The organism is Companilactobacillus bobalius (assembly GCF_009764355.1).
Map to the genome: position 1 here is coordinate 38,553 of NZ_LNUA01000060.1, position 22,186 is coordinate 60,738.

The window sequence follows — 22,186 nt, forward strand, 5'->3', positions numbered from 1 at the left end:
AAGGCTGGCAAAAAATCACCAGCCTTACCCTTCTACAAAATTAGATAAAATACCATTAACGAAGGACTTTGAGTCCTTGTCACCAAAATCGCCAGCCATTTCAATTGCTTCATCAATAGCTACTTTTCTGGGTACTTCTAAACTATTTTCCATTTCAAATAATCCCACACGTAAAATCGAGCGGTCAATTCTGGATAGACGCTGAACAGTCCACTTATTCTTTAAGTGTTCTGAAATTTCTTTGTCAAGATCATCTTGGTGTTCTACAACACCTGAAACTAGAAACGTCAAATAATCTGGCACTGCCTCTGATGTTAAATCGCATAATTGCATGGTAGAAGAAATAGCATCTTGAGGAGTATCCTGAGTCGTTTCAATAGAAAATAGTGATTGAACTGCGAGTTCTCTGATCTTATGTCTACTTATCACTAGTTTTATTCCTTTTTATCAGTTGTTACACGTTCTATTTCGCCGCTATCTTTTTTAGCGATCAAACCTACAACATGTACGTTAATTTCACTTAAGTCTAAATCGGTCATGAATTCGAGTTGTTCAATGGCTGATTTTTGGATCTCCAAGGATACTTTTGGAATCGATACGCCATATTCCAAATATACATAAACATCCGCAGATATTTGATCGTCATTGAACGACACATCAACGCCCTTACCATGATTGATTCTGCCAAAAAGTGAATCTATTCGACTAGAAATAGTGCCACGCATTTCGTAAACACCTTCAACTTGGTTTGTAGCAATCCCAAGAAGGATCTCAATAACTTGATGTGATATTTCAACATTACCGTTTATTTTTCCACTATCTTGTTGTAGAGAAACATATTTTTGTTCAGCCATAAACTTATCTCCATAATCAGTTATTAATTAGCACGTGAAATGTAAGTACCATCTTGTGTATTGATAGTTAGCATATCACCTTCGTTAACGAAGAATGGTACTTGCACAACTAAGCCTGTTTCCATAGTAGCTGGTTTTGAACCACCAGATTGTGTATCACCCTTAATTGAAGCCTCGGTTTCAACAACCTTAAGATCAACTGTATTAGGTACATCAACACCAAGTGTTTCACCATTATACATAACTACGCTGACTTCCATGTTTTCTTTCAAAAACTTAAGCTCATCTCTAATTTCGTCGCCTGGCAATGAAAGTTGTTCATAAGTTGTAGTATCCATGAAGACGTAGTTGTCACCTTCTGCATATAGATATTGCATCTTTTTGTTTTCGATGTTAGCTTTTTCAACCTTAGCAGTTGATCTGAATGTCATTTCTTGAACGGCACCAGTTCTTAAATTCTTTAACTTTGAACGAACAAAGGCACTACCCTTACCTGGCTTAACATGCTGAAATTCTACAACACGCCAGATACCATCTTTTACTTCGATTGTTAATCCATTTTTAAATTCATTTACTGAAATTGACATTTCTTTCTCCCTTGGTTCCTAAATTTTGCCAATAGAACACTATACATTATCTTACCAATATTTCGGTGTTAATGGCAATAACTCATACTTATTATATAAAAAAAAGAGGAACATTGTCCTCTTTTTTTCTCAATATATTAGTATACTGAAACTTTTCTCTTGTCTCTGCCAAGTCTTTCGAACTTAACAACGCCATCTTTAAGTGCGAACAATGTATCATCATTTCCACGGCCAACATTAGCACCTGGGTGAATCTTTGTTCCACGTTGTCTATAAATAATTGCACCAGCAGTGATAGCTTGACCATCAGCACGCTTTGCACCTAGTCTACGACCAGCTGAGTTACGGCCATTAGTTGTTGATCCACCACCCTTATGGTGAGAGAAAAATTGTAAATTCATCTTAAGCATGAAATTTACCTCCTAATCAAGATCTATATTATTTTTTTGCACTTGAACTTCAATATTTTTAGAATAACTACCTTCAATATCTTTCAATATCCAAAATAAATTATCTAATAATAAGGCAGTGTCATGTGAAACTGCTTTATCGAATTGGCAGCCAAGATGACCACCATTAACTTCATCCATGACGACCTGAGGACTGGCCCCAGTAAGTTTTTCCAGATTGTTGATTGTTCCAATTGTCACTGCTGAAACAGCAGCACAAACCAAATCTTGACCATAAGGTCCCGAATCAGCATGTCCTTTAATTAAAAAGGAATCAATCTGTTCATCTGAATTCTGGTGAAAACTCGCTCTTATCATGATTAAGCCTTGATACTATCGATAAGTACCTTTGTATATGGTTGACGGTGACCTGTCTTTTTGTGTGAATGCTTCTTAGGTTTGTACTTGTAAGTAACAACTTTCTTTTCCTTACCTTGTTTCTCAACCTTACCAGAAACACTAGCGCCTTCAACTACTGGGCTACCAACTTTAACAGTTTTGCCATCAGAAACTAAGATTACATCATCAAATGTAACTGCGTCTCCTTCTTTGACATCAAGCTTTTCAACATAAATTGAAGCATTTTCTTCAACTTTATATTGCTTACCACCAGTTTTAATAATTGCGTACATAAACGTACACTCCCTTCTAAGACTCGCCAACTAGGTGCACTAAGCTTAAACCTAGTTTTGAGCGGTTGTAGATGCAATAGTGATTGCAACTAATAAAATATAGCAAATTTCACATACTTTTTCAACTCTCTGCCACGATTTTTTTCTTCATTTTCCATTTATCACTGAAATAAATATAGCTCAAACCAATAAAACTAAATAAATTGATTAACAAAGAAATTATAGCCAAAACAGTATAGTGAGCATGGACTTCAATAATATTTTTATTTGGATCCGTCTGCAACAGTAATGTTTGACGATTGGAACGAGTGATTTTAGGTTGTTCATTATTAATAGTAACTTTATACCCATCGTACTTTTGAATCGGAATATCCATCGTTACTGATTTAGGATTGTAATATTGCAACCAATATTCATTTCCTTTGGCATTAAACTGCACCTGACTGCTACGACCATCAATCAAGAAATGATTTTTACTATCTGAAGCTTTATCATGATAATTCACAGCCAAATTCTTATAGTCAATTTTTTGAGCAAATTCAATTTTATTATGTGGATGTAATTGATTTGCTTGACTAAATGTTAGATAACCAAAATCGCCAATAGCTAATAGTAGAATCAGCAACTGTAAAATAGCTGGTCCTTCTTGGAAAAGCAATAAAACTACTCGAATTAAAATAATGATAGCAAACAGATCCAGAATCGTTATCATAGCAAACAGCAAACGACTTGTATCAAAAGCTAATCTTGGACGAATAACTAATAAAGTTGCTAAAGCAAAACTCTCCAAAATCATAATTTTATAACTGAAAGAACTCTTTAAGAAAATTATGATCAAAACTAGACCTAATAAAATTGCCAGAATTAAAACAAGATACCAATTATTTTTTGCTAGGAACTCTTGGTTGAGCCAAGACCAGTAATCAAATTGAGGACGCTTCTGTTGCACTATTTTCTCGGACCACTGATTCTCCAATAACGGTCCCCAATAACCAACCGTCAATAGTCCTGTTACTGATCCAGCTTTAATTAAATTCAACAGAGTTTTTCCCCAATATGTCCAATTATGTGAAAGCTTTGAAAAAATCATCAACGGTAATATTGGTAACAAAGTTAGAATAACTGCAACCGCCATATATGGACTTGTCCAGATAATTAACGTCATCCCTAAAGTTAATGTCAACCAATCTTGAAATTTACCATTAAAAATTTGAAATGCTCCATAATAGACCATCGGTAAAAAGATTAAGACTAAATAGTTTTCAATCCTCTGTTCATCAAAAACCAACAAGAAACGATTAAAAGACAATGTATAGATTACGGCAAACAGTAATGCTTCCAAGGTATCGTTAGAAAACTTTTTCATATAGTAATAAGAACTAGTTAAGGTCAGATAGGTAACCAATGCAAAAATAACTACAAAGCCAATAATGACGTTTTGATTTAAAAATAATAATCCTGGCAGTATTGTCAGCCAAGGACTATAAAAATTAATCAGACTGCCCGTATGACCCCAATAATCAAAATTGATTGGTGAAGTAAAAATATTAGACAGACTTTTAATATGCGCAATATTGAAAATCAATTCATTAGTCACTGATGCGTGTTTTAAAAATAGAAATGTATAAAAAATAGTTATTATTAGAAAAATAATTCCAATGATTATTCTTCTCCATGAACGACTCGACATAATTAGCCCCTTAAAAAATGACTTACCAAATAATTATACTAAAAAAGGACTGTGAAGACTCTATTCTTCACAATCCTTTTACAATATTCAGTTTTAATATATTGGCAATGTTGCCATGACTACATGCCCGATGACCAAAAAGAAAAATAGTGTTGCCAAAACTAGTTTACCTCTACTAAGTTTCAATCTTCTGATCAAGCTTGTTATTAGTATAAGAGCAATGATTAGCCCTACACCAATTAAAATCCCCATTAAATTACTAATAATCGCCTGCTGCGTTAAAAATGCTGCAACAACATCAATTAAAATGAAAGCAATTGTAATAACAAATGAAAACTTTCTTTTCAAATCGCCCACCTCTAAAATCCTAAGCACCGCAAAAAGATGCTTAAACTTAAGCACAACATCTATAGTATAAAAGTGAGATATATTAATTGCAATATATTTTTTATGATACAAATTACAATATTTATTTATAACTATAGTTTGTACGATTGCCAAGGCAAATCATTAGGGCTCCGACGGCTTATTACAGAGATACTTTTAAGATCATCTGGATCTAATTCAAGAACCAATCGATCATCATCATAAGCGGGCCATTCAAATTTAATTTCTTCATCGTAAGGTTTGCCATTATTAATAAATTCTTTCAACAAACGAAGCATGTGCAATTGATTCTTACGATAGTCAATTTTCAAATCAGCAGTTGGTGTATTCAAATAGCGTACAATTCCACCATGTTTTCCTTCATCAACTTTGGCATAATTACAATAAACTTCTGCATCACTATTCTTAATCAACAAATCTGCCAATTTCCTTGCAGGTAAAGCATACATTGCGTTGCCTAGCATTTGGATCAATTCCTCTTTAGAGTAATCCTTACCTAATAGTTCTTGTTTCAAGGCTTCAATATTCTCACCAAACAGATCTGGCAAAACATTTTCTTCAATCTGAGTCGAATCCATATCTTCAAAGAATTTCAATTCGTTGCTGCCAGCTGAAATAATCGTTTTAAAATTAGTTCTCTTTACACGTTGAATTAGTTTATCTTGCCAATCAGCAGAAATTAAATCGTCATCGATCACAGGACCAAACCAGTTAGTTGCAAAATGTCCTTGTAAAGCTGTCTTCTGAGCTAACTGTAAACCATCGTCAGTCAAATTGAATAAATCTTTACTTGTTTTAATTTTGTTAGTTCGACAAATATTATCTATTACTTTTTGAGCGGTCTCTAAATCGCGTATAGTCTGTACGCCACCAGAGAACATAATAACTTTCTTAATACGATCCAGCATTTTAGAATTGGATGCCATCAAAGCAGAAATTGATTTTGCTCCAGCAGACAATCCTATCAAATTAATATTATCGACATCGCCACCAAAACTGCGTGCATTATCTATAACCCATTGGATTGCCATTAATTGATCAGATAAGCCGACATTAGTGTCACCACCGTCAACTTTCCCCCAACCAAATAAACCTAATCGATAATTAGGAACAACATGCACTACTTCTTGATGATCCAGCCAGGACATCTGCTTTTGATAATTTCCACCTGTTGTAAATCCTCCGCCATATAATTCAATGACGATCGGATAATGCCCATCGACATCCGGTGTACAAATATCCAAATTCAAACAATTTTCACCAAAATTAATTTTACTATCATTTTGTTCCAAAGCCTCATCTTGCATTGGCTGTGTACCATTATGTACAGCATATTGGAGTTTATTGATTTCTTGTTTACCAAATTTGGCAATCGAAAATTCTTCAGCTCGCTTGAATCTTCGACCGTAACCAAAAGGAATTCCTAGAAAGTCCACATGCTGATGATCAGCGATTCCGTGGAAAGTACCAGTTGTTGTTTTTATAATCTTTTTCATCAAATAAACCCCCAGTGAACAAAATATCGGTTTAGTTAATATTCTAAACTAATAATATTAATGTACAAGAATTTCATGAAACCATTTTTACAAGAAAGTTATATAAATTTATTCATAATTTGCCTTGTTTAGTTAATAAAGCTTGTATATAATTTCAAGGATACGTTTTTAGAGGGAGAGTAATTTATGGTATTAACAGATGCACAAAAACGTGCCAATGAAAAATGGCATAAGAATCATCGTGAACGTGCAAACTATATTGCTATGCGTTCATCCGCAAGAAGTTTTATTCGTAAAAAGTCTACCTTGGAAGACTTAAAAGAACTCCAGGACATCATTGAGGGACGTCGTAAAGAGTTAGCTCAATCCCTAAATAATCAATTTTAAAAATTGTATGCCCTTGCATTTGAAAATTACAAAAATATTTTTCAAAATAAGGCATAAATTTATCTTAATTTTATTTTTTCTGATATAATTTGGCTAAGGACAAAGTTAAAGGAAGCCTTGTCCTATAAGCGTTCTGTCCAGATGCTGATGACATTAAAAGCTGTGATTATTTCGGAGATGAAAATCATGAAATTGATAACATGGATCAAGTCATTATTAAAAGCCGAAAAAAACGAAGCTTCTACTCAAGATAGAGAGGTACTCTCCGAACTTGAAGCTGAAAACAAACCCTTCTTGTTTGGTAAGTAATGTTATTCAGTAAATTATTATTAGGGATGGTTCACTTATTATTAAGTGGACCTTTTATTTTGCTCTTTTTTCGAATATTTAGTCAGAATTTTATTGACATCAAGACATCACTTTCACTATAATAGTACGAGTGATGTCACAGTGGCTCAGTTGGATAGAGCAACGGTCTTCTAAACCGTAGGTCGTGAGTTCGAATCTCACCTGTGACATTTTTTTATACATTAAAAGCTGTTAGGAGTAAAATCCTAATGGCTTTTTTAATATCTATTTACCAAATTAAACGATATTTTGTGATAAAAAAATTCAAATTAATTATTGCAACTCAAATCACTTTTCTCTATAATAGTATAAGTGATGTCACAGTGGCTCAGTTGGATAGAGCAACGGTCTTCTAAACCGTAGGTCGTGAGTTCGAATCTCACCTGTGACATTTTTTTATACGCTAAAAGCCGTTAGGAATAATCCTAGCGGCTTTTTTTATGCTGGAACGACCATTACATCTGTATCGACAATACCAAACTGACGCCGCATTTGGGCCTCAATCTCTTCGCCTAAACGGTAACTGTCTTTCACTTCCATATGAGCATCAACAGCAATAATCACATCCATAGTAACCATATTGCCACTATAATGAGCATTTATATCCTCTACCTTTTTTATCTGAGGATTATTCTCAATAACTTTCCGAAATTGCATTTCGGCTTTCGGATCAAAATAATCAGCCAAATTTAAACTGCTCTCTTTAAAAATCTTGATGCCAGCTACCAAAATAAAAATACCGACAATGATACTGGCCACGCCATCAAGCCATGATATCTTAAATAACAAGGCCCCACCGATCGCTACCATAGTTCCCAAACTGGTCAAAGCATCACTTAAACTATCTTGAGAGGCTGCTGTCAAAGCTGCATTCTGTAGTTTTAAACCAGCAGACCGATTCATCCACCAAACAACTATCATAATTACCATTGCAACACCCGCTCCTAATAGAGTGATTGGTTGAGGTACTTCTTGTAATTTCGGATGCATTAGACTCTTGAATCCACCATAAATAACGTTCAGCGAAATAGCAATCATAACTATTCCGGTAATCAGAGTAAAGACTGTTTCATAATGAAATCGTGTCAGTTGCAATCGTTGACCATTGTTTTGAATATCCTCTGGCAAAGGTTGTCCCATTAAATCGTCATCGTCAATATCTCGAGCAATAAAAATTCCTACTAATAATAAGACAGCTGATATAATTCCAGCTAAATTATTCAAAGCATCAGCACGTAAAGTCTGTGAATGTCCAATCTCTGCCAAATAAAATTCAATTATAGAAATTGCTAAATATGCCCCTACATTAAATAATAAATGATGTTGAGCACTGCGTAATTTATTCAATTCTCGATGTTGAATCTTATGCCATTCTTTCGTTTCTTTTTGAAGATGTTGTTTTTTTTCTTGCATGATAATGCCTCACTGAATAGACCCTTTTACTAAATAATCCTAGCGCTTTAACTTTAAAATCACAAAAAAAGAGCCCCTTCAATATCGAAGAGGCTCTCCCTTTTATCGTTGAGGATAGAATGCAACTTTCGTTGCTCATTTAATATATCATCTATCAACCAGAAATTCTCCATTTTAAAATTCCCGTAAAGAAATTGTATTATTAATTACAAATTCTGTAATAAATGATTCATATTAACTCAAAGCTATGCGCTCAACTTCAATAATTTGTTCATAGCTTCTTCAATTGACTTACCGCATGCAGAAACCCGAGTGTTTTTCTTATCAAATACGGTAAACAACTGATGCTTAGTATCTAAAGTAACTTTATATCTCATATTGCTTACCTCCAATTATTTGAATACTAATTATACACTCCTAAACAAAAAATACAATCAAAACGATTTAATTATTATAACCATACTTATTTTACTTAAAGAATAATTCTTTACATGCATTAGCAATAGCAATCTTAACATGTTCAAATGTTAAGCCACCTTGGATATAAATAATATAAGGTGCACGCATTGGTCCATCACAAGAGAATTCAATACTTGCTCCAGAAACAAAAGTTCCGGCGGCCATAACGACTTTATCCTCATAACCTGACATTTCACTAGGTACAGGCAAAACATTGGAATCGATTGGTGAGAATTTTTGAACCATTTCGGCAAATTTAACCATCTTATCCGGATCGTTAAATTCAATAGTTTGAATCAAATCTGTCCGGTCATCATTCCACTTAGGTGATACATTCAAACCTAATTTTTCAAAAATACCTGCTTCAAAAATGGCACCCTTAATAGCATTACCAGTTACTCTTGGAGCTAGGAAGAAACCTTGGAACATTTCTGACAAACGACCAACTGTAGGACCCTCAGAAGCGCCAATTCCAGGAGCTGTGAGACGATAACTTGCTAATTCAACTAAATCCTTTTTACCAACGATATAGCCACCAACTTTGGCCAAACCACCACCAGCATTCTTGATTAATGAACCAGCCATAATATCAGCACCTACTTCGGTAGGTTCAATTGTTTCGGAAAATTCACCATAGCAATTGTCAACAAAGATAATTGCATCAGAAACAGTCTTAACTTGCTTGATAATTTCAGCAATTTCTTTAACTGTCAAACTCTTACGTACGGAATACCCACGAGATCTTTGAATAGCAATAACTCTAGGATTTTGTTCTTTTATCTTCTTCTTCATCAAATCGAAGTTGACCTTGTCGCCATCCATTTCAACGTAATCGAAACCAATCTTATAATCAATCAATGAACCCTTTTTATTACCAGCAGTTCCAATAACCTCTTGCATAGTGTCATATGGTTCGCCTGTAACATAAAGTAAATTATCTCCTGGACGAAGCATACCAAAGAGTGCTGTTGCCAATGTATGTGTACCTGAAACAAATTGTGGACGTACTAAAGCCGCTTCAGTTTTAAAAACGTCACAATAAACAGCTTCTAATTGGTCACGACCACGATCGTCATCCCCATAACCAGTCGTACCTAGCAAACTACTTTCATCAATACTTTCTTTTCTAAAGGCCTCTAAAACTTTATTTTGATTATCCAAAACTTGCTCATCAATTTCAGCCAACTTTGGAGCAATCATCTCATCAGTCTCTTTGATAACCTCTTTTAATTTATCTGGAAATGCTGCGTTCCATTTAGTCATTGTGCCCTCCTACAAATTTTATGATATTTTTCTCGATTGTTTTTTGATAATTATTATCATCACTAATATTATACCAATCTACATCCATTTGATTGCGGAAATATGTAAATTGTCGCTTGGCAAAATGACGAGAATTCTTTTTAACTTCATCTAGACAACTATCTAAAGGAGTATTTTGTTCAAAATAGGGAAATAGCTCCTTGTAGCCAATAGCGTTCTTTGCCTGGACAAATGTCTCACGATGCTTAAAAACGTACTCAGCCTCATCTAATAGTCCCATTTCTACCATTTTATCAACACGCTGATTAATCCGTTCATATAACTTAGGACGATCATCGGTTAAACCTATTAAATAAAAGTTAGCCCATTTATTACCATTGTTTTGATCTGTTATTGATTTTCCAGTAGTACGAATTACTTCAATTGCTCGTATTAGTCTTCGAGAATTCTCAATATCAATTTTTCGATAAGCAATCGGATCTTCTGACTTCAAAATTGATTGCAACCTACCCACTCCATCATTCTTTTCGATTTCGAGTAACTCTTGACGTACTTTGTCGTCCCCCGTAGAATTTCCACCTAAATTAAGATTATTTATCAACGAACTCAAATAAAAACCTGTTCCGCCAACAACGAATGGAATTTTTCCTTGTTCATTCAAATCTGTAATTATCTTTTTGGCACGTTCTTGAAAATTTTTAACTGTATAACGTTGATCTGGATCACAAATATCAACCAAATGGTGTGGCACGGCTTTTAATTCGGCAGGCGAATCCTTGGCAGTACCAATATCCAAATGACGATATATTTGCATCGAATCACCAGAAATTATTTCACTATGAAACTCTTGAGCTAATTTTAGACCCAACGCACTTTTTCCCACAGCCGTTGGACCGACAATTGCTATAACTTTTTTCAAAAAATTACCCCACTTAATATAGTCTTTTATAGATATTTTAAAGGAAATAAGCCATAATGAGAACTAAAGACAGGAGGAATTATATTATGGCAAAAAATCAAAAACACTTTCGTTTTGTTAAAGGCTTTCTTGTTGGTTCATTAACAACAGCAACAGCCGTTTATGGTGCACTACATGCATTCAAGAAAAAGGTTATCGAACCTGAAAATGAAGAAAACGAACGAGTAGAAGAAAACCGCAGACGTGCTAACCGTAAGAGCCTTCAAGCACACCAAGGTTAATTATTAATTTCAAATAATAAAAAATGCTGTGTCAGAATTTTTTCTGCACAGCATTTTTTTATAGTTTAGTAGTCTTTTTAGTTTGACCTTCCCAATCGGAAAAGCGATCCTCTAACCACTTAACGTCAGTAAAGCCCCATTTTTTTGTTAACTTGATAGCAGCACGAACACAAATATTCTTACTATCTGCATATAAATATACAGGAAGATCTGGTCTCAATTCGCCCTCATTATATTTTAATTGTGTATAAGGAAGACTTCTAGCACCAAGGATATGTTTTGCATCGAATGCATTTTTTTCTCTCAAATCAACAATTTGAGCTTTTCTCATTGTCTTTTCAAAGGTTTTTTGATCAACTGAGCCACCCATTTGTCTGCCTTTATACCAATAATAAAGCCATGAGCCGACCCAATAGATGATAAATCCTATTACAATAACGTACAAAACTGCATTTAATACTTGCATTAACACAAACCCCTAACCAACTTTAATCAATGAAGCTGCACCGATAACACCTGCACCATTACCAAGACTAGCAAGTCTTAGTTCAGTTGAGTCCTTGATTGTAGCAAATTCATTCTTACGCATAGCTTTGTCCACTTTGTTTAGAAGGAATTCTCCAGCAGCAGAAACACCACCACCGATAACTACATACTTAGGATTCAAGGTGTTAGCAATATTACCTAGAACAAATCCAAGTGAATCACAAACATAATCAGCAACGATCAATGCTAGATCATCATCTTTTTTAGCCAAATCGAATACATCTTTAGCAGAGATATCTTGACCATCATCAAGCATAGCTTTCAATTCTGAATCTCCAGCATATTCTGAAGCACGATCTCTAGCAACACGAACGATACCAGTAGCAGAGGCAATTGTTTCCAAACAACCTCTCTTACCACATGTACACATGAAACCATTAGGATCAACAGTAACGTGACCGATTTCACCTGCTGCACCATTAGCACCTTGTAGTAATTGACCATTAGCGATGATACCACCACCAACACCAGTACCAAGTGTTACAAAAACAACATCTTTAGCGTTGTTACCAGCACCTTGCCATCTTTCACCAAGTGCTGCAACGTTAGCATCATTTTCAATAGTTACAGGAAGACCTGTTCCTTTTTCGATGTCACGTACTGGATAAACTTCATTAGTCCAGTTAAGGTTGTAAGCACCTTTGATTGTTCCTTTTTCATGATCAATAGTACCAGGTGAACCCAAACCAATTCCATCAAATTGGTCGGCACTCATACCGTACATATCAAGATGATGATTAATTGAATCAATAATATCAGGAATAATTAATTGTCCGTCAGATAGAATATTTGTTTCAATACTCCATTTTTGTTGAATCTCACCTTTTTCAGTAAGAATAGCAAATTTAATTGTTGTACCACCAAGGTCAACACCGATTAACTTTTTGTCTGTCACTTTGATCTGTCCTTTTCTTTTTCTTCTTCTATTCTATGCTCCCGTTTTAAGACCAATTGAGCATTGATGAAGGTCTTTTTGTCGATCATTTGACTCTCATATAAACGCTTAACCTCAATAAACATAAGCTCTATATCCCACATTCTTTTACCAACGTGAACAAAAGTGCCATATCTTTTCAGAAGTTGCTGAACGTCATAAAGAGTTCTAAAACTCATCTCATCCATAAACTATCATACCTTTTGTATACATAAAGTAAGAAATTACGACTAAAACAACCAGAGATAATATTCTAAAAATCATCTTAGGACGTTGTATACCAGGCAAACCTAAAGTATAACCTAAGAACAATCCCCCAAGTGCACCACCAAGGTGCCCCCAAATATTAATACTAGGCATTAATAAGTCCAAAAGTAAGTTAACGACAATCAAACCTAGAAAACTCTTACCAATTTCAGTCATAAATCTATTTTCACGATATATGAATCCCAAAGCTAGAAAAGCCGCAAAGAGACCAAAAATCGAAGTACTAGCACCCACTGAAATTGTATTATCGCTTCCAAAAGCAAAACTTGCTAAATTACCAGTGATACCACTCAAAAGGTAAATTGTTAAAAAGCGCCAATGACCTATCATGGGCTCTAATATTTGACCAACATATAATAGTGTAAACCCATTCATGAAAATATGGAAGACACTTAAGTGTAAAAATATTGGTGTAATCAAACGCCACCAGTCACCAGTTTGAATACTTACATTCGTCATGGCACCCATTGTCATCAAAGTATTGCTATTCTGTGAGCCTCCAGCTAGAACTTCAACCAGATAAACTCCAATAGTTAATACCAAGAGTGTCCATGTCACATACGCATTACTCTGTCGATTAAACATTTTGTTGATCCTTATCCGTCTTGGCTAAAATAATTTTATCTACTGGCTTATCTAGTACATAAATTGGCCATTGAGCCTCTTCATAATATTGCTGTGAAGATGCTAAAGAGATGGTTTTAGTTGGATACTTGGCTAGATATCTATCAAAATATCCTGCGCCGAATCCTAAACGATTATGCCTATCTTTTGAAAAGGCTAAACCTGGAACGATTAGAAGATCAGGAGGATCCATTAAATTATTTTCATAATTCTTTGGTTCACGAACTCCAAAAGGACTTTCTTCGATTTCAGTGTCTTTCGTATACTTAACAAAAGTCATTGAATGATCGGCAAAAGTCTTTGGAATATAAACTTCCTTGCCCATTTCCCAACATTGATTAATGATTGGGAACGTTGGAATTTCATCATTCATACTTAAAGTAATTCCAATACTTGGTGCATTTTGAAAATCTAAATCATTAAAAAGCTGAAAATAAATATTATTGATTTCTTTTTGTGCTTTGTCAGACTTCATGAAAGTACTAACTAAATCAATTTGCTTTTTTCTAAAGCTTACTTTATCCAACTAATCACTCCCAATCCTAGTAAAAAAAAACAACAGGGATTTTAACCTGTTGTTTATTTTGTTTCACGATGCAATGTAACAGTACGTTCGCGTGGACAATATTTCTTAAGTTCAAGGCGATCAGGGTTGTTACGTTTGCTCTTGTTTGTTAGATATGTACGTTCATGACATGAAGTACATTCCATTGTTATGTTTACTCTCATCTTTGGAACATCCTTTCATAAATACTTAACTAAATTCAACTAATTAAATATATCATTTTTCACGGTATTTTAAAAGGTCAAATCAGGATTTATTTCTGTCCTGTCATCTTATAGTAATCCGTATATATCTGTTTTGCAAGTAATTGTGGGTATGATCCACTTTCACTAGTTAAATTAGGGAACACAATAGCCATCGCAATATTAGGATCACTATAAGGTCCAAAACTAACTAAACTAGTAGTAATTGTTTCAGGGGGGTCACTGCTTGGATTATCAGGATCATAGTAGAATGACTGAGCAGTACCAGTTTTAGCAGCTACAGCTGGCTTAATATCGGCCAAACGAGTAGCAGTAGTCCAGTACCCACTACCATGAACAGCAGCGTACATACCTCTCTTAACAACGTCTAATTCATCATTAGTGAATCCGACTTTGTTCAAGACCTTAGGTTGTGTAACTGAAGTCAAAGCACCCTTAGTACCATCATCTTTAGTCTTTTGAATTGATTGTACAATGTATGGTTTCATTCTATATCCACCATTAGCAATAGTTGAAATGTACTGAGCCATTTCAATTAAAGTATAAGCATCGTAGTTTCCATAAGATAAATCCAGTGCAGAACCTGTCTTCAATTCGCCAGAGCTATTCAGTGTAGCACCTTCGATACCAGTTGTTTCACCTGAAATATCAATACCAGTTTTTACACCTAATCCGAATTGATTGAAATAACCTCTCAACTTAGAGAAGATATCTGAATCCATTTTAATATAGGAATTTGGCGTATATTTAGCATTAGCCTCTTTCATTGCCAAAGCCATCATGTACTCATTAGATGAGAATTGAAGGGCTTGTACGGCACTCAAGCTACTGAAAGTACCAATTGGGTAAACAGACTTCTTAACTGGAGTACCAGGCAAGTAAATTGGTTCATCGGCCAAAGTATTGTTAGATGGTGAAATAACTCCATCCATCATAGCACCCAAAACAGTTGCACCCTTAACAGCAGAACCCATTACGAAGGTACGATTGATGACACCTAGAGCATCTTCACTAGTTTTACCGGTCTTAGGATTATTGTGAACCCCAGCCATAGCCAAAATAGATCCAGTCTTAGGATTCATAGCAACAACATAAGCCCCATCAGAATATTGAGTAATACCGGCTGCCTTAGCAGCACTATATTGTGTATTTAAAGCATCCTGTACTTTCTTTTGGAAAGATGAATCAATAGTCAAATTAAGATTTCCACCTTTTTGACCTTTGTAAACAACTTTACTCTTCTTAATTTGGTTATTAGAGCCTACTTGTACTTCACGTTTACTCTTAGTACCAGAAAGAATTGATTCGTAACTCTTTTCCAAATAACTTGTACCAACACGGTCATTACGGGAATAACCAGATGCCAACATAGTATTTAACTCATCATCAGGAATACCTTGTTGTTCAGTCGAAACACCACCAATAATACTTTCGATAGATGTTCCCTGTGGATAATCACGTTCCCAGTTACTACCAATACTAATTCCAGGCAATTCTGTTAAATGTTCACTAACTTCCGCAATCTCTTTAGCAGTTAAATCTTTATCTTTTAAAAAGACTGTTGAAAGTGAATAAGCTGAACTCATTTTCTTAAATAAAGTGGCCCTTTGAAGGTCTTTATCATTCAAATGAATACCTTGTTGTTCAACGTATTTAACTTCATTTGCATAAATTTTAGTAGATGTTAATGCATCACCACTCGAATTAACACGGTATGATTTAGGCATTTGCTTAATAACCTTGGCTGATTTACCTGGTGCTGAAAGAATATAATCAGCTTTATCACGGCTAGTTAAATTAGTTTTCTCAACGGTTAAATATTTAGTTAGTCTGTTAACGATTTGATAGATATCCGTTGACTTAACGCTACCACTCTTTGTATAAGTAATAGCATTTTGTGTTGAGTTACCTACCAATAGTCTACCTTTAGAATCATAAATCATTCCTCGAGGTACACTGCCTGTCATTACTGTCTTGTCTGTTCGGTTAACTTCGGCTTGAAATTTACCACCATAAACGATTTGTAAATATGCAAGTTGTCCAACTAACATAGCAAATAGAACAAAGACAATAAAAAAAAGCAGGTTTAGACGAAATGGAATAGTAGACTTCGCTTGACTACCTGTTCTTTTCTTTAATATATCAAGTATTCTTCTCATATTATCCTTCAAAAAAGCGAATAGTTATTCATTAGATTTAAAAATATATTTAGGTCCATCCAGTTTAGGATCATATTCAACTAACAAATCATATCTGGCAAAAAACCAAGTATCACTGTCAGTAATAAAATATGTGATTCCATCAACTATAGTACTAGATTCCGGATCAACCGGTTTTTCTTTTCGCATAGCAATTGAAAAACCATCATGAACCATTGTCTTACCATACACTTTACCATAGAAATGGATTCCATCCCCAGGAACCAAATCAAGTTCCTCGCGGAACCACTTAGAAGCCTCATCAGTTATTTCAATTTTCATTATTGTCACCTCAATATTTTATAAGGTAAACATACCAGAAAACGTCTTCACTAAGCAACTTCTACGGACTTAACAGTCAAATCATAACTGCCAACAGGAGTATCAACAGTAACAACATCACCTGTATGCTTACCTAATAGGGCCTTAGCAATTGGTGAGTCATTTGAAATTTTACCACTGTCAGGATCTGATTCAGCAGCACCAACGATTGTGTAAACGTCAGGTTCTTCACCATCCTCTTGAACGGTAACTTTTTTACCAATAGAAATTTCATCACTAGCAACCTCATCAGTATCGATAACATTAGCATATTGTAGCATTTCGATAATTTGTGAAATACGTGATTCAACAACACTTTGTTCATCTTTAGCAGAAGTGTATTCAGAGTTTTCAGATAGATCACCAAAACTTCTAGCAATCTTAATTCTATTGATTACTTCTGGACGTTTAACTTTCTTTAAATTTTCCAATTCTTCTTCAAGCTTTTTCTTACCTTCAGCTGTCATAGGGTAACTTTTATCTGCCATTTTATAACTTCCTCATTTCTAAAAAATCATTTATTAATATTCTAATTTTAAAATGTCATCTAATCAACCATGATTAGATGACATTTTTTAATTCACTATAATACTACTGGTTAAGAGCAGCAACTTTACTATCGTGCTCTTCACGTGTACGTGAATAATATACCTTACCGCTCTTCAAATCTGCAACAAAGTAGAGATAATTTTGATCTCTGTCAGTTGGATTTAAAACAGCCTCTATTGATTGAATACTTGGAGTATTGAATGGTCCAGGACCATAACCAGTATTCTTGTACAAGTTATATGGTGAGTTCACTTTAACATCTTTATATGTAAGTTTTGTCTTATGTGTATTCAAAGCATACATAACAGAAATATCAGATTGTATAGGCATATCGACATCTAAACGGTTAAAGAAGACACCAGCAATCTTTCCACGATCTGTCTTTGTAACACCTTCACGTTCAACCAATGATGCTAAGGTTAGAACCTCTTGAACAGAATAACCCTTCTCTTTAATTGTTGAGAAGTATGGCTGTAGCATATCATTATCCTTTTCAACCATTTGACCAACTAACTGTTTCAAACTCAATCCTTTATAAACACTGTATGTAGCTGGGAACAAATAACCTTCAAGATGATATCTAACATTCTTTCTGGACATTGTTGAATTTAGCAATTGTGGATATTTCTTTTGAAGCTGTTTCATGAATTTTTCATCTTTCATCAACTTCAAGAAATCTTTTTTCGTAAAGCTAGTACTCTTTTGAATTTGATCACCAATTTGATCAATTGTAACACCTTCACGAACTAGCACACTATCTTTAGCTGTTCCAGTTGGTTGAGCACTTCCACCCTTTTGTAATTGCTTAACAATAGAATTCATATCCATTGATTGCTTGAACGTATAATATCCGGCTTGAAAATCATTATAGTTTTGAGCCTTTATATAAAAATTAAAGACCGTTGCACTCTTGATGATTTTGTCCTTTTCAAGTGTTTTTGCAATTTCTTTGCTTGATGAACCAACAGGAATATTAACGACAATATCATCTTTACTATTCGCATTGTATGGTTGCAATGAACTGTTTACATAATTGAAGCCAATAATGGCAACGACAACTGCTAAAACAGCAATCACGCCGACAATCCAATAAGCTATATGATTAGCTACAGATCGTTCCTCAGCACGAGTTTTCATTTTATCAGTTGATTCTTGATTTAATGCTTCTTTTTTTTCGTCCTTCTGGCTCAAGACACAGCCTCCCGAGTTAATTTATTAGAATTATACCATTAGTTTTGGAATAATTATCTAATTTCCACATTAAATTTTTCAACTAAACTATCTTTAACCAATGAAAATGCCTTTTCAACTTCTTCATCAGTCAAGGTGCCATTTGGATTCAAAAACTCTAGATGGTAAGCCAATGACTTATAGTTTGTCTTAATATTCTTGCCTTCATAAACATCAAAAATCGTTACATCATTCAAATATTTACCACCATTTTCATAAATATCTGAAATAATTTGAGCATTTTCAACATCGCTCTTAACTAAAATAGCTAAATCACGACTAACGCTTGGATATTTTGGAGCACTTTGAGATTTAATACTCTTCTCGTTTAGTTCAAAGAGAGCGTCAATATTCAATTCAAAAACAAATGTTTCATCAACATTATGGTCTTTTTGATACTTAGGATGTAATTTACCAATCAAACCTACTACTTGACCATTAGCCAAAATTTGGGCTGTTTGACCTGGATGCATATTTGAATAATCTGCGGTAGCTTCATATTCAAATTTAGCATCAGCATTAGTAAATGATAATACTTCGTCAACAATTCCTTTGAGATAATAGAAATCAACTTTTTGAGCCTTAGTATTCCAAGAATCATTTATCACATTGCCACTGATAGCACCTGAAAGGTATTCAATTTCATTAGGACGAGCTTGACCTTTTGGACGAGCAAAGATACGGGCCTGTTCAAAAATACTTAGATCATTATTATTTCTAGCTTGATTGTAGGCAATATTACGAACTAAACCAGGAATCAAACTATTTCTCAAATATTCATGATCTTCAGTCATTGGATGTAACAACTTAGTATATTCAGTATTTGCTGTATTAAAGTCATCAACTTCTTTTTTGCTTAGTAATGAGAAATTAATAACTTCGTCCATTCCCTCGCCAAGTAAAACGTCACGTAATTTATTACTGAATTCACGTTTTTGACTGTAGCCACCGCGTGTTTCCATACCGGCTGGTAAAGTATTAGGCAAGTTTTCATATCCGTAAATACGGTTAACTTCTTCTACAAGATCGGCTTCAATTGCCATATCCCAACGACGAGTTGGAATAGTAACAGTGATTTTGTCGCCATCAACTTTAACAGTAAAGCCTAAACGATTCAAAATACCTACCATTTCATCAGTTGATAATTCTAAGCCCATCAAATGATTGATATGAGAAACACTACCTTCAATAACAGTTGGTTTAGCTTCTGTATAATTACCAACAATCTCTTTAGAGATTTCTTCTGCGGCACTAGTTTCATCAACCAATTGTGTGGCACGAACTAAGGCTTCAGAAACAATACCATTATCAACACCCTTTTCGAAACGGTTTGAGGCATCATCACGTAGATCATGTCTTTGAGCTGTCTTACGAATGCTGGCTCCATCAAATACACCGGCCTCTAGTAAAATATTTTTAGAATTTTCATCTACTTGAGCAACTGTACCATTGACAATTCCAGCAACACCAAGAATATCTTCGCCAGCTGTAATGATCAAATCGTTGTGATTCAAAACTTTATCTTCATCAGCTAATTTTAGTTTGTCACCATCATGAGCCTTTTTGATAACCAATTTCTTTTCAGTCAATTTATCTAAATCATAAACTTGAATAGGTTGACCATATTCAATCATAACGTAATTAGCAGCATCAATTACACTGTTAACTGGACGAATACCTTGATTCCAAAGTCTTCTTTGCATCCAAAGTGGACTCTTGCCAACCTTAACGTCTTTTAACTCACGTAGTAAGTAATCAGGTACTAAAGATTTCTCTTCAACTTCTACATCGACATCATTTAAATCTTTGATCTTATCAGCATTCAATTCTGGCTTTTTGAAACTAGGCTTCTCATCATAAGTAGCACCAATTTCCCAAGCAGCCCCACGCATACCCAAAGTATCAGCACGGTTAGGTGTGATATCGATATCAACCATTTGATCTTTCAAGCCTAATAGATCATATACAGCAGTACCTGGTTTTTGTGGTTCATCGAAAACATAAATACCATTTTCAAATTCCTCAGGCATATATTTAGCAGGTACTCCTACTTCATCCAAACCACAGATCATCCCATTTGACTCTTGACCACGTAATTTACCACGTTTAATTCTGATACCATCTGGTAAGTGCGCACCGTGTGTTGCTACGATCACATATTGATCTACAGCTACATTAGGAGCACCACAGACAATTTGAATATCCTCATCTTCACCAACATCAACCATACAAACTTTCAAATGATCTGAATCAGGATGTGGTTTAACGCTTGTAACGTGACCTACAACTAAACCTGTTAGCTCTGTTCCCAATTCAACAGGACTTGATTCAATACCAGTTAGAGAAATTTTGTTAGCCATTTCTTCAACAGTATGTGTAACAGGAATATAATCTTTTAACCAATTAACAGAAATTTTCATTATCTTAATTTACTCCTTTGAATTGTTCTAGGAATCTAACATCGTTTAAATAGAAATCACGGATATCGTTAATTCCATATTTGAGCATAGCAAAACGTTCAGGTCCAAGACCAAAAGCCATACCACTGTACTCGTTAGGATCAATTCCAGACATCTTCAAAACATTAGGATGAGTTAGTCCGGCACCTAAGACTTCAATCCAGCCAGTATACTTACAGATACGACAACCTTTTCCATCACAGTTGAAACATGAAACATCAACCTCAACAGAAGGTTCCGTGAATGGGAAGTAACTTGGACGGAAACGAATTTCACGTTGTGCGCCGAAGACGTGACGACATAAAGCTTCCAAAGTACCCTTTAAATCGGCCATACTAATATTCTTATCAACTACTAAACCTTCAATTTGATGGAATTGATGTGAATGAGTAGCATCATCATCATCACGACGGTAAACAACGCCTGGTGAGATCATCTTCAAAGGACCCTTAGTAAAGTCATGAGCTTCCATGTCACGGCCTTCTTGAGCCGAAGTTTGAGTTCTCATTAATAGTTCATCTGACAAGTAGAATGTATCTTGCATATCACGAGCAGGATGATCCTTAGGGATGTTTAATCTTTCAAAATTATAGTGATCTTCTTCAACTTCATAACCGGGAGCAACTTCATAACCTAAACCAATGAAGAATTGTTCAATATCTTCAATTGTTTGATTCAAGATATGCTTAGTTCCCTGAACTTGTTTAGCAGCTGGTAAAGTAACATCAATTTTTTCTTCTTCAAGTTGATGTGCTACTAATTTTTCATTCAATTCAGTCATTTTTTCTTCAATGGCTTGTTGAATATCATTCTTAACATTGTTAGCTAATGTACCAATTTCAGGACGTTGTTCAGCTGGAACGTCTTTCATCCCACGTAAGGCTTTAGTGATTGGGCCTTTCTTTCCTAATAGGTTGACTCTTAGGTCATTTAACTCTTGAAGTCTTTGTGCACGCTTGGCTTCATCAATACCATTTTCTCTTAAGCTTTTGAGCTTATCATCTAATGACATAGTTTTCCTCCTGCATTACCCTTTTATTGTTATTTTAAATAATGTTTGTAATTTCTTTAATGAACTTTCTGCATAAAAAAAGTCCCCATCCCAAATAAGGGACGAGGACTCGC

Annotated in this window: 28 protein-coding genes, 2 tRNA genes and 1 other annotated feature; of the genes, 5 read left to right on the top strand and 25 right to left on the bottom strand. The window is 34.8% G+C overall.

The window, feature by feature from the left end:
* Positions 1–24 precede the first annotated feature (24 nt).
* From nusB to ATN92_RS13710, 9 genes are all read right to left on the bottom strand, one after another.
* Positions 25–429 carry a transcription antitermination factor NusB gene (gene nusB / locus ATN92_RS13670; RefSeq protein ID WP_054641974.1) on the bottom strand — a complete coding sequence of 135 codons (405 nt, stop codon included), beginning with the start codon at positions 427–429 and terminating at the stop codon, positions 25–27.
* Between the two features lie 5 nt (positions 430–434).
* Positions 435–854 (bottom strand): Asp23/Gls24 family envelope stress response protein, encoded by a 420-nt coding sequence (locus ATN92_RS13675; protein ID WP_025085477.1) that lies wholly within the window; start codon positions 852–854, stop codon positions 435–437.
* Positions 855–877: 23 nt separating this feature from the next.
* Complete coding sequence (efp, locus tag ATN92_RS13680) at positions 878–1,441, bottom strand: elongation factor P (RefSeq protein ID WP_054641975.1); 564 nt, start codon at positions 1,439–1,441, stop codon at positions 878–880.
* A 137-nt stretch (positions 1,442–1,578) separates the two neighbouring features.
* The gene (gene rpmA, locus ATN92_RS13685; protein ID WP_025085479.1) at positions 1,579–1,851 is read right to left on the bottom strand and encodes a 50S ribosomal protein L27; all 273 of its coding nucleotides are present in this window, start codon (positions 1,849–1,851) and stop codon (positions 1,579–1,581) included.
* Positions 1,852–1,863: 12 nt separating this feature from the next.
* On the bottom strand, positions 1,864–2,208 hold the full coding sequence (locus ATN92_RS13690; protein WP_054641976.1) for a ribosomal-processing cysteine protease Prp: 345 nt from the start codon (positions 2,206–2,208) through the stop codon (positions 1,864–1,866).
* Between the two features lie 2 nt (positions 2,209–2,210).
* A complete protein-coding gene (rplU, locus tag ATN92_RS13695; protein WP_025085481.1) occupies positions 2,211–2,522 on the bottom strand; it encodes a 50S ribosomal protein L21 in 312 nt (103 codons plus the stop codon).
* 9 nt (positions 2,523–2,531) lie between these two features.
* Positions 2,532–2,599 (bottom strand) — a sequence feature (ribosomal protein L21 leader region).
* 44 nt (positions 2,600–2,643) lie between these two features.
* Positions 2,644–4,212 carry a hypothetical protein gene (locus ATN92_RS13700; RefSeq protein WP_056951332.1) on the bottom strand — a complete coding sequence of 523 codons (1,569 nt, stop codon included), beginning with the start codon at positions 4,210–4,212 and terminating at the stop codon, positions 2,644–2,646.
* A 93-nt stretch (positions 4,213–4,305) separates the two neighbouring features.
* A complete protein-coding gene (locus ATN92_RS18640; RefSeq protein ID WP_056951334.1) occupies positions 4,306–4,713 on the bottom strand; it encodes a hypothetical protein in 408 nt (135 codons plus the stop codon).
* Positions 4,692–6,095 (bottom strand): carboxylesterase family protein, encoded by a 1,404-nt coding sequence (locus ATN92_RS13710; RefSeq protein WP_056951336.1) that lies wholly within the window; start codon positions 6,093–6,095, stop codon positions 4,692–4,694. The genes ATN92_RS18640 and ATN92_RS13710 overlap by 22 nt, the downstream gene beginning before the upstream one ends.
* A gap of 186 nt (positions 6,096–6,281) precedes the next feature.
* Here ATN92_RS13710 and ATN92_RS13715 point away from each other — a divergent pair, with 186 nt between their 5' ends.
* The 4 genes from ATN92_RS13715 (at position 6,282) to ATN92_RS13725 (ending at position 7,221) form a co-directional block, all read left to right on the top strand.
* Complete coding sequence (locus ATN92_RS13715; protein ID WP_054641980.1) at positions 6,282–6,482, top strand: hypothetical protein; 201 nt, start codon at positions 6,282–6,284, stop codon at positions 6,480–6,482.
* 186 nt (positions 6,483–6,668) lie between these two features.
* A complete protein-coding gene (locus ATN92_RS19220; RefSeq protein WP_256970564.1) occupies positions 6,669–6,791 on the top strand; it encodes a hypothetical protein in 123 nt (40 codons plus the stop codon).
* A gap of 135 nt (positions 6,792–6,926) precedes the next feature.
* Positions 6,927–7,000: transfer RNA gene (locus ATN92_RS13720), tRNA-Arg, on the top strand.
* A 147-nt stretch (positions 7,001–7,147) separates the two neighbouring features.
* Positions 7,148–7,221, top strand: a tRNA-Arg gene (locus tag ATN92_RS13725).
* Positions 7,222–7,268: 47 nt separating this feature from the next.
* Here the strand turns inward: ATN92_RS13725 and ATN92_RS13730 are convergent.
* The 4 genes from ATN92_RS13730 to miaA all read right to left on the bottom strand — a co-directional run bounded on the left by ATN92_RS13730 (position 7,269) and on the right by miaA (position 10,884).
* Positions 7,269–8,243, bottom strand: a complete 975-nt coding sequence (locus ATN92_RS13730; RefSeq protein ID WP_056951338.1) for a cation diffusion facilitator family transporter — start codon at positions 8,241–8,243, stop codon at positions 7,269–7,271.
* A gap of 245 nt (positions 8,244–8,488) precedes the next feature.
* On the bottom strand, positions 8,489–8,620 hold the full coding sequence (locus ATN92_RS19225; RefSeq protein ID WP_256970471.1) for a hypothetical protein: 132 nt from the start codon (positions 8,618–8,620) through the stop codon (positions 8,489–8,491).
* Positions 8,621–8,711: 91 nt separating this feature from the next.
* Positions 8,712–9,965: a methionine gamma-lyase family protein gene (locus ATN92_RS13735; RefSeq protein ID WP_056951340.1), complete on the bottom strand. Its 1,254-nt coding sequence runs from the start codon at positions 9,963–9,965 to the stop codon at positions 8,712–8,714.
* Complete coding sequence (gene miaA, locus ATN92_RS13740) at positions 9,958–10,884, bottom strand: tRNA (adenosine(37)-N6)-dimethylallyltransferase MiaA (protein ID WP_056951342.1); 927 nt, start codon at positions 10,882–10,884, stop codon at positions 9,958–9,960. Before miaA ends, ATN92_RS13735 begins: the two co-directional genes overlap by 8 nt.
* Positions 10,885–10,970: 86 nt before the next feature.
* On the opposite strand from miaA, the gene ATN92_RS13745 reads away from it, so the two are divergent.
* A complete protein-coding gene (locus tag ATN92_RS13745; protein WP_025084520.1) occupies positions 10,971–11,165 on the top strand; it encodes a DUF3042 family protein in 195 nt (64 codons plus the stop codon).
* Positions 11,166–11,223: 58 nt separating this feature from the next.
* Here ATN92_RS13745 and ATN92_RS13750 read toward each other — a convergent pair whose 3' ends face one another.
* The 12 genes from ATN92_RS13750 to pheS all read right to left on the bottom strand — a co-directional run bounded on the left by ATN92_RS13750 (position 11,224) and on the right by pheS (position 22,073).
* A complete protein-coding gene (locus ATN92_RS13750) occupies positions 11,224–11,631 on the bottom strand; it encodes a rhodanese-like domain-containing protein (RefSeq protein WP_054641982.1) in 408 nt (135 codons plus the stop codon).
* Positions 11,632–11,643: 12 nt separating this feature from the next.
* Positions 11,644–12,606, bottom strand: a complete 963-nt coding sequence (locus ATN92_RS13755; protein WP_025084518.1) for an ROK family glucokinase — start codon at positions 12,604–12,606, stop codon at positions 11,644–11,646.
* Positions 12,603–12,833: a YqgQ family protein gene (locus ATN92_RS13760; protein ID WP_025084517.1), complete on the bottom strand. Its 231-nt coding sequence runs from the start codon at positions 12,831–12,833 to the stop codon at positions 12,603–12,605. Before ATN92_RS13760 ends, ATN92_RS13755 begins: the two co-directional genes overlap by 4 nt.
* On the bottom strand, positions 12,826–13,497 hold the full coding sequence (locus ATN92_RS13765) for a rhomboid family intramembrane serine protease (RefSeq protein WP_056951344.1): 672 nt from the start codon (positions 13,495–13,497) through the stop codon (positions 12,826–12,828). The genes ATN92_RS13760 and ATN92_RS13765 overlap by 8 nt, the downstream gene beginning before the upstream one ends.
* On the bottom strand, positions 13,490–14,062 hold the full coding sequence (locus tag ATN92_RS13770) for a 5-formyltetrahydrofolate cyclo-ligase (RefSeq protein ID WP_056951346.1): 573 nt from the start codon (positions 14,060–14,062) through the stop codon (positions 13,490–13,492). The genes ATN92_RS13765 and ATN92_RS13770 overlap by 8 nt, the downstream gene beginning before the upstream one ends.
* A 53-nt stretch (positions 14,063–14,115) precedes the next feature.
* On the bottom strand, positions 14,116–14,265 hold the full coding sequence (gene rpmG, locus ATN92_RS13775) for a 50S ribosomal protein L33 (RefSeq protein ID WP_075887565.1): 150 nt from the start codon (positions 14,263–14,265) through the stop codon (positions 14,116–14,118).
* A gap of 89 nt (positions 14,266–14,354) precedes the next feature.
* Positions 14,355–16,463 carry a peptidoglycan D,D-transpeptidase FtsI family protein gene (locus ATN92_RS13780; RefSeq protein ID WP_056951348.1) on the bottom strand — a complete coding sequence of 703 codons (2,109 nt, stop codon included), beginning with the start codon at positions 16,461–16,463 and terminating at the stop codon, positions 14,355–14,357.
* Positions 16,464–16,487: 24 nt separating this feature from the next.
* Positions 16,488–16,784, bottom strand: coding sequence for a HesB/YadR/YfhF family protein (locus ATN92_RS13785; protein WP_056951350.1), 297 nt, complete (start codon positions 16,782–16,784; stop codon positions 16,488–16,490).
* 50 nt (positions 16,785–16,834) lie between these two features.
* Positions 16,835–17,311 carry a transcription elongation factor GreA gene (gene greA / locus ATN92_RS13790; protein ID WP_054641987.1) on the bottom strand — a complete coding sequence of 159 codons (477 nt, stop codon included), beginning with the start codon at positions 17,309–17,311 and terminating at the stop codon, positions 16,835–16,837.
* 103 nt (positions 17,312–17,414) lie between these two features.
* The gene (gene mltG / locus ATN92_RS13795; protein WP_056951514.1) at positions 17,415–18,509 is read right to left on the bottom strand and encodes an endolytic transglycosylase MltG; all 1,095 of its coding nucleotides are present in this window, start codon (positions 18,507–18,509) and stop codon (positions 17,415–17,417) included.
* A 107-nt stretch (positions 18,510–18,616) separates the two neighbouring features.
* Positions 18,617–21,022 (bottom strand): phenylalanine--tRNA ligase subunit beta, encoded by a 2,406-nt coding sequence (gene pheT / locus ATN92_RS13800; protein WP_056951352.1) that lies wholly within the window; start codon positions 21,020–21,022, stop codon positions 18,617–18,619.
* A 4-nt stretch (positions 21,023–21,026) separates the two neighbouring features.
* Entirely contained in the window at positions 21,027–22,073 is a 1,047-nt protein-coding gene (pheS, locus tag ATN92_RS13805; RefSeq protein WP_056951353.1) for a phenylalanine--tRNA ligase subunit alpha, read from the bottom strand.
* Positions 22,074–22,186 lie beyond the last annotated feature (113 nt).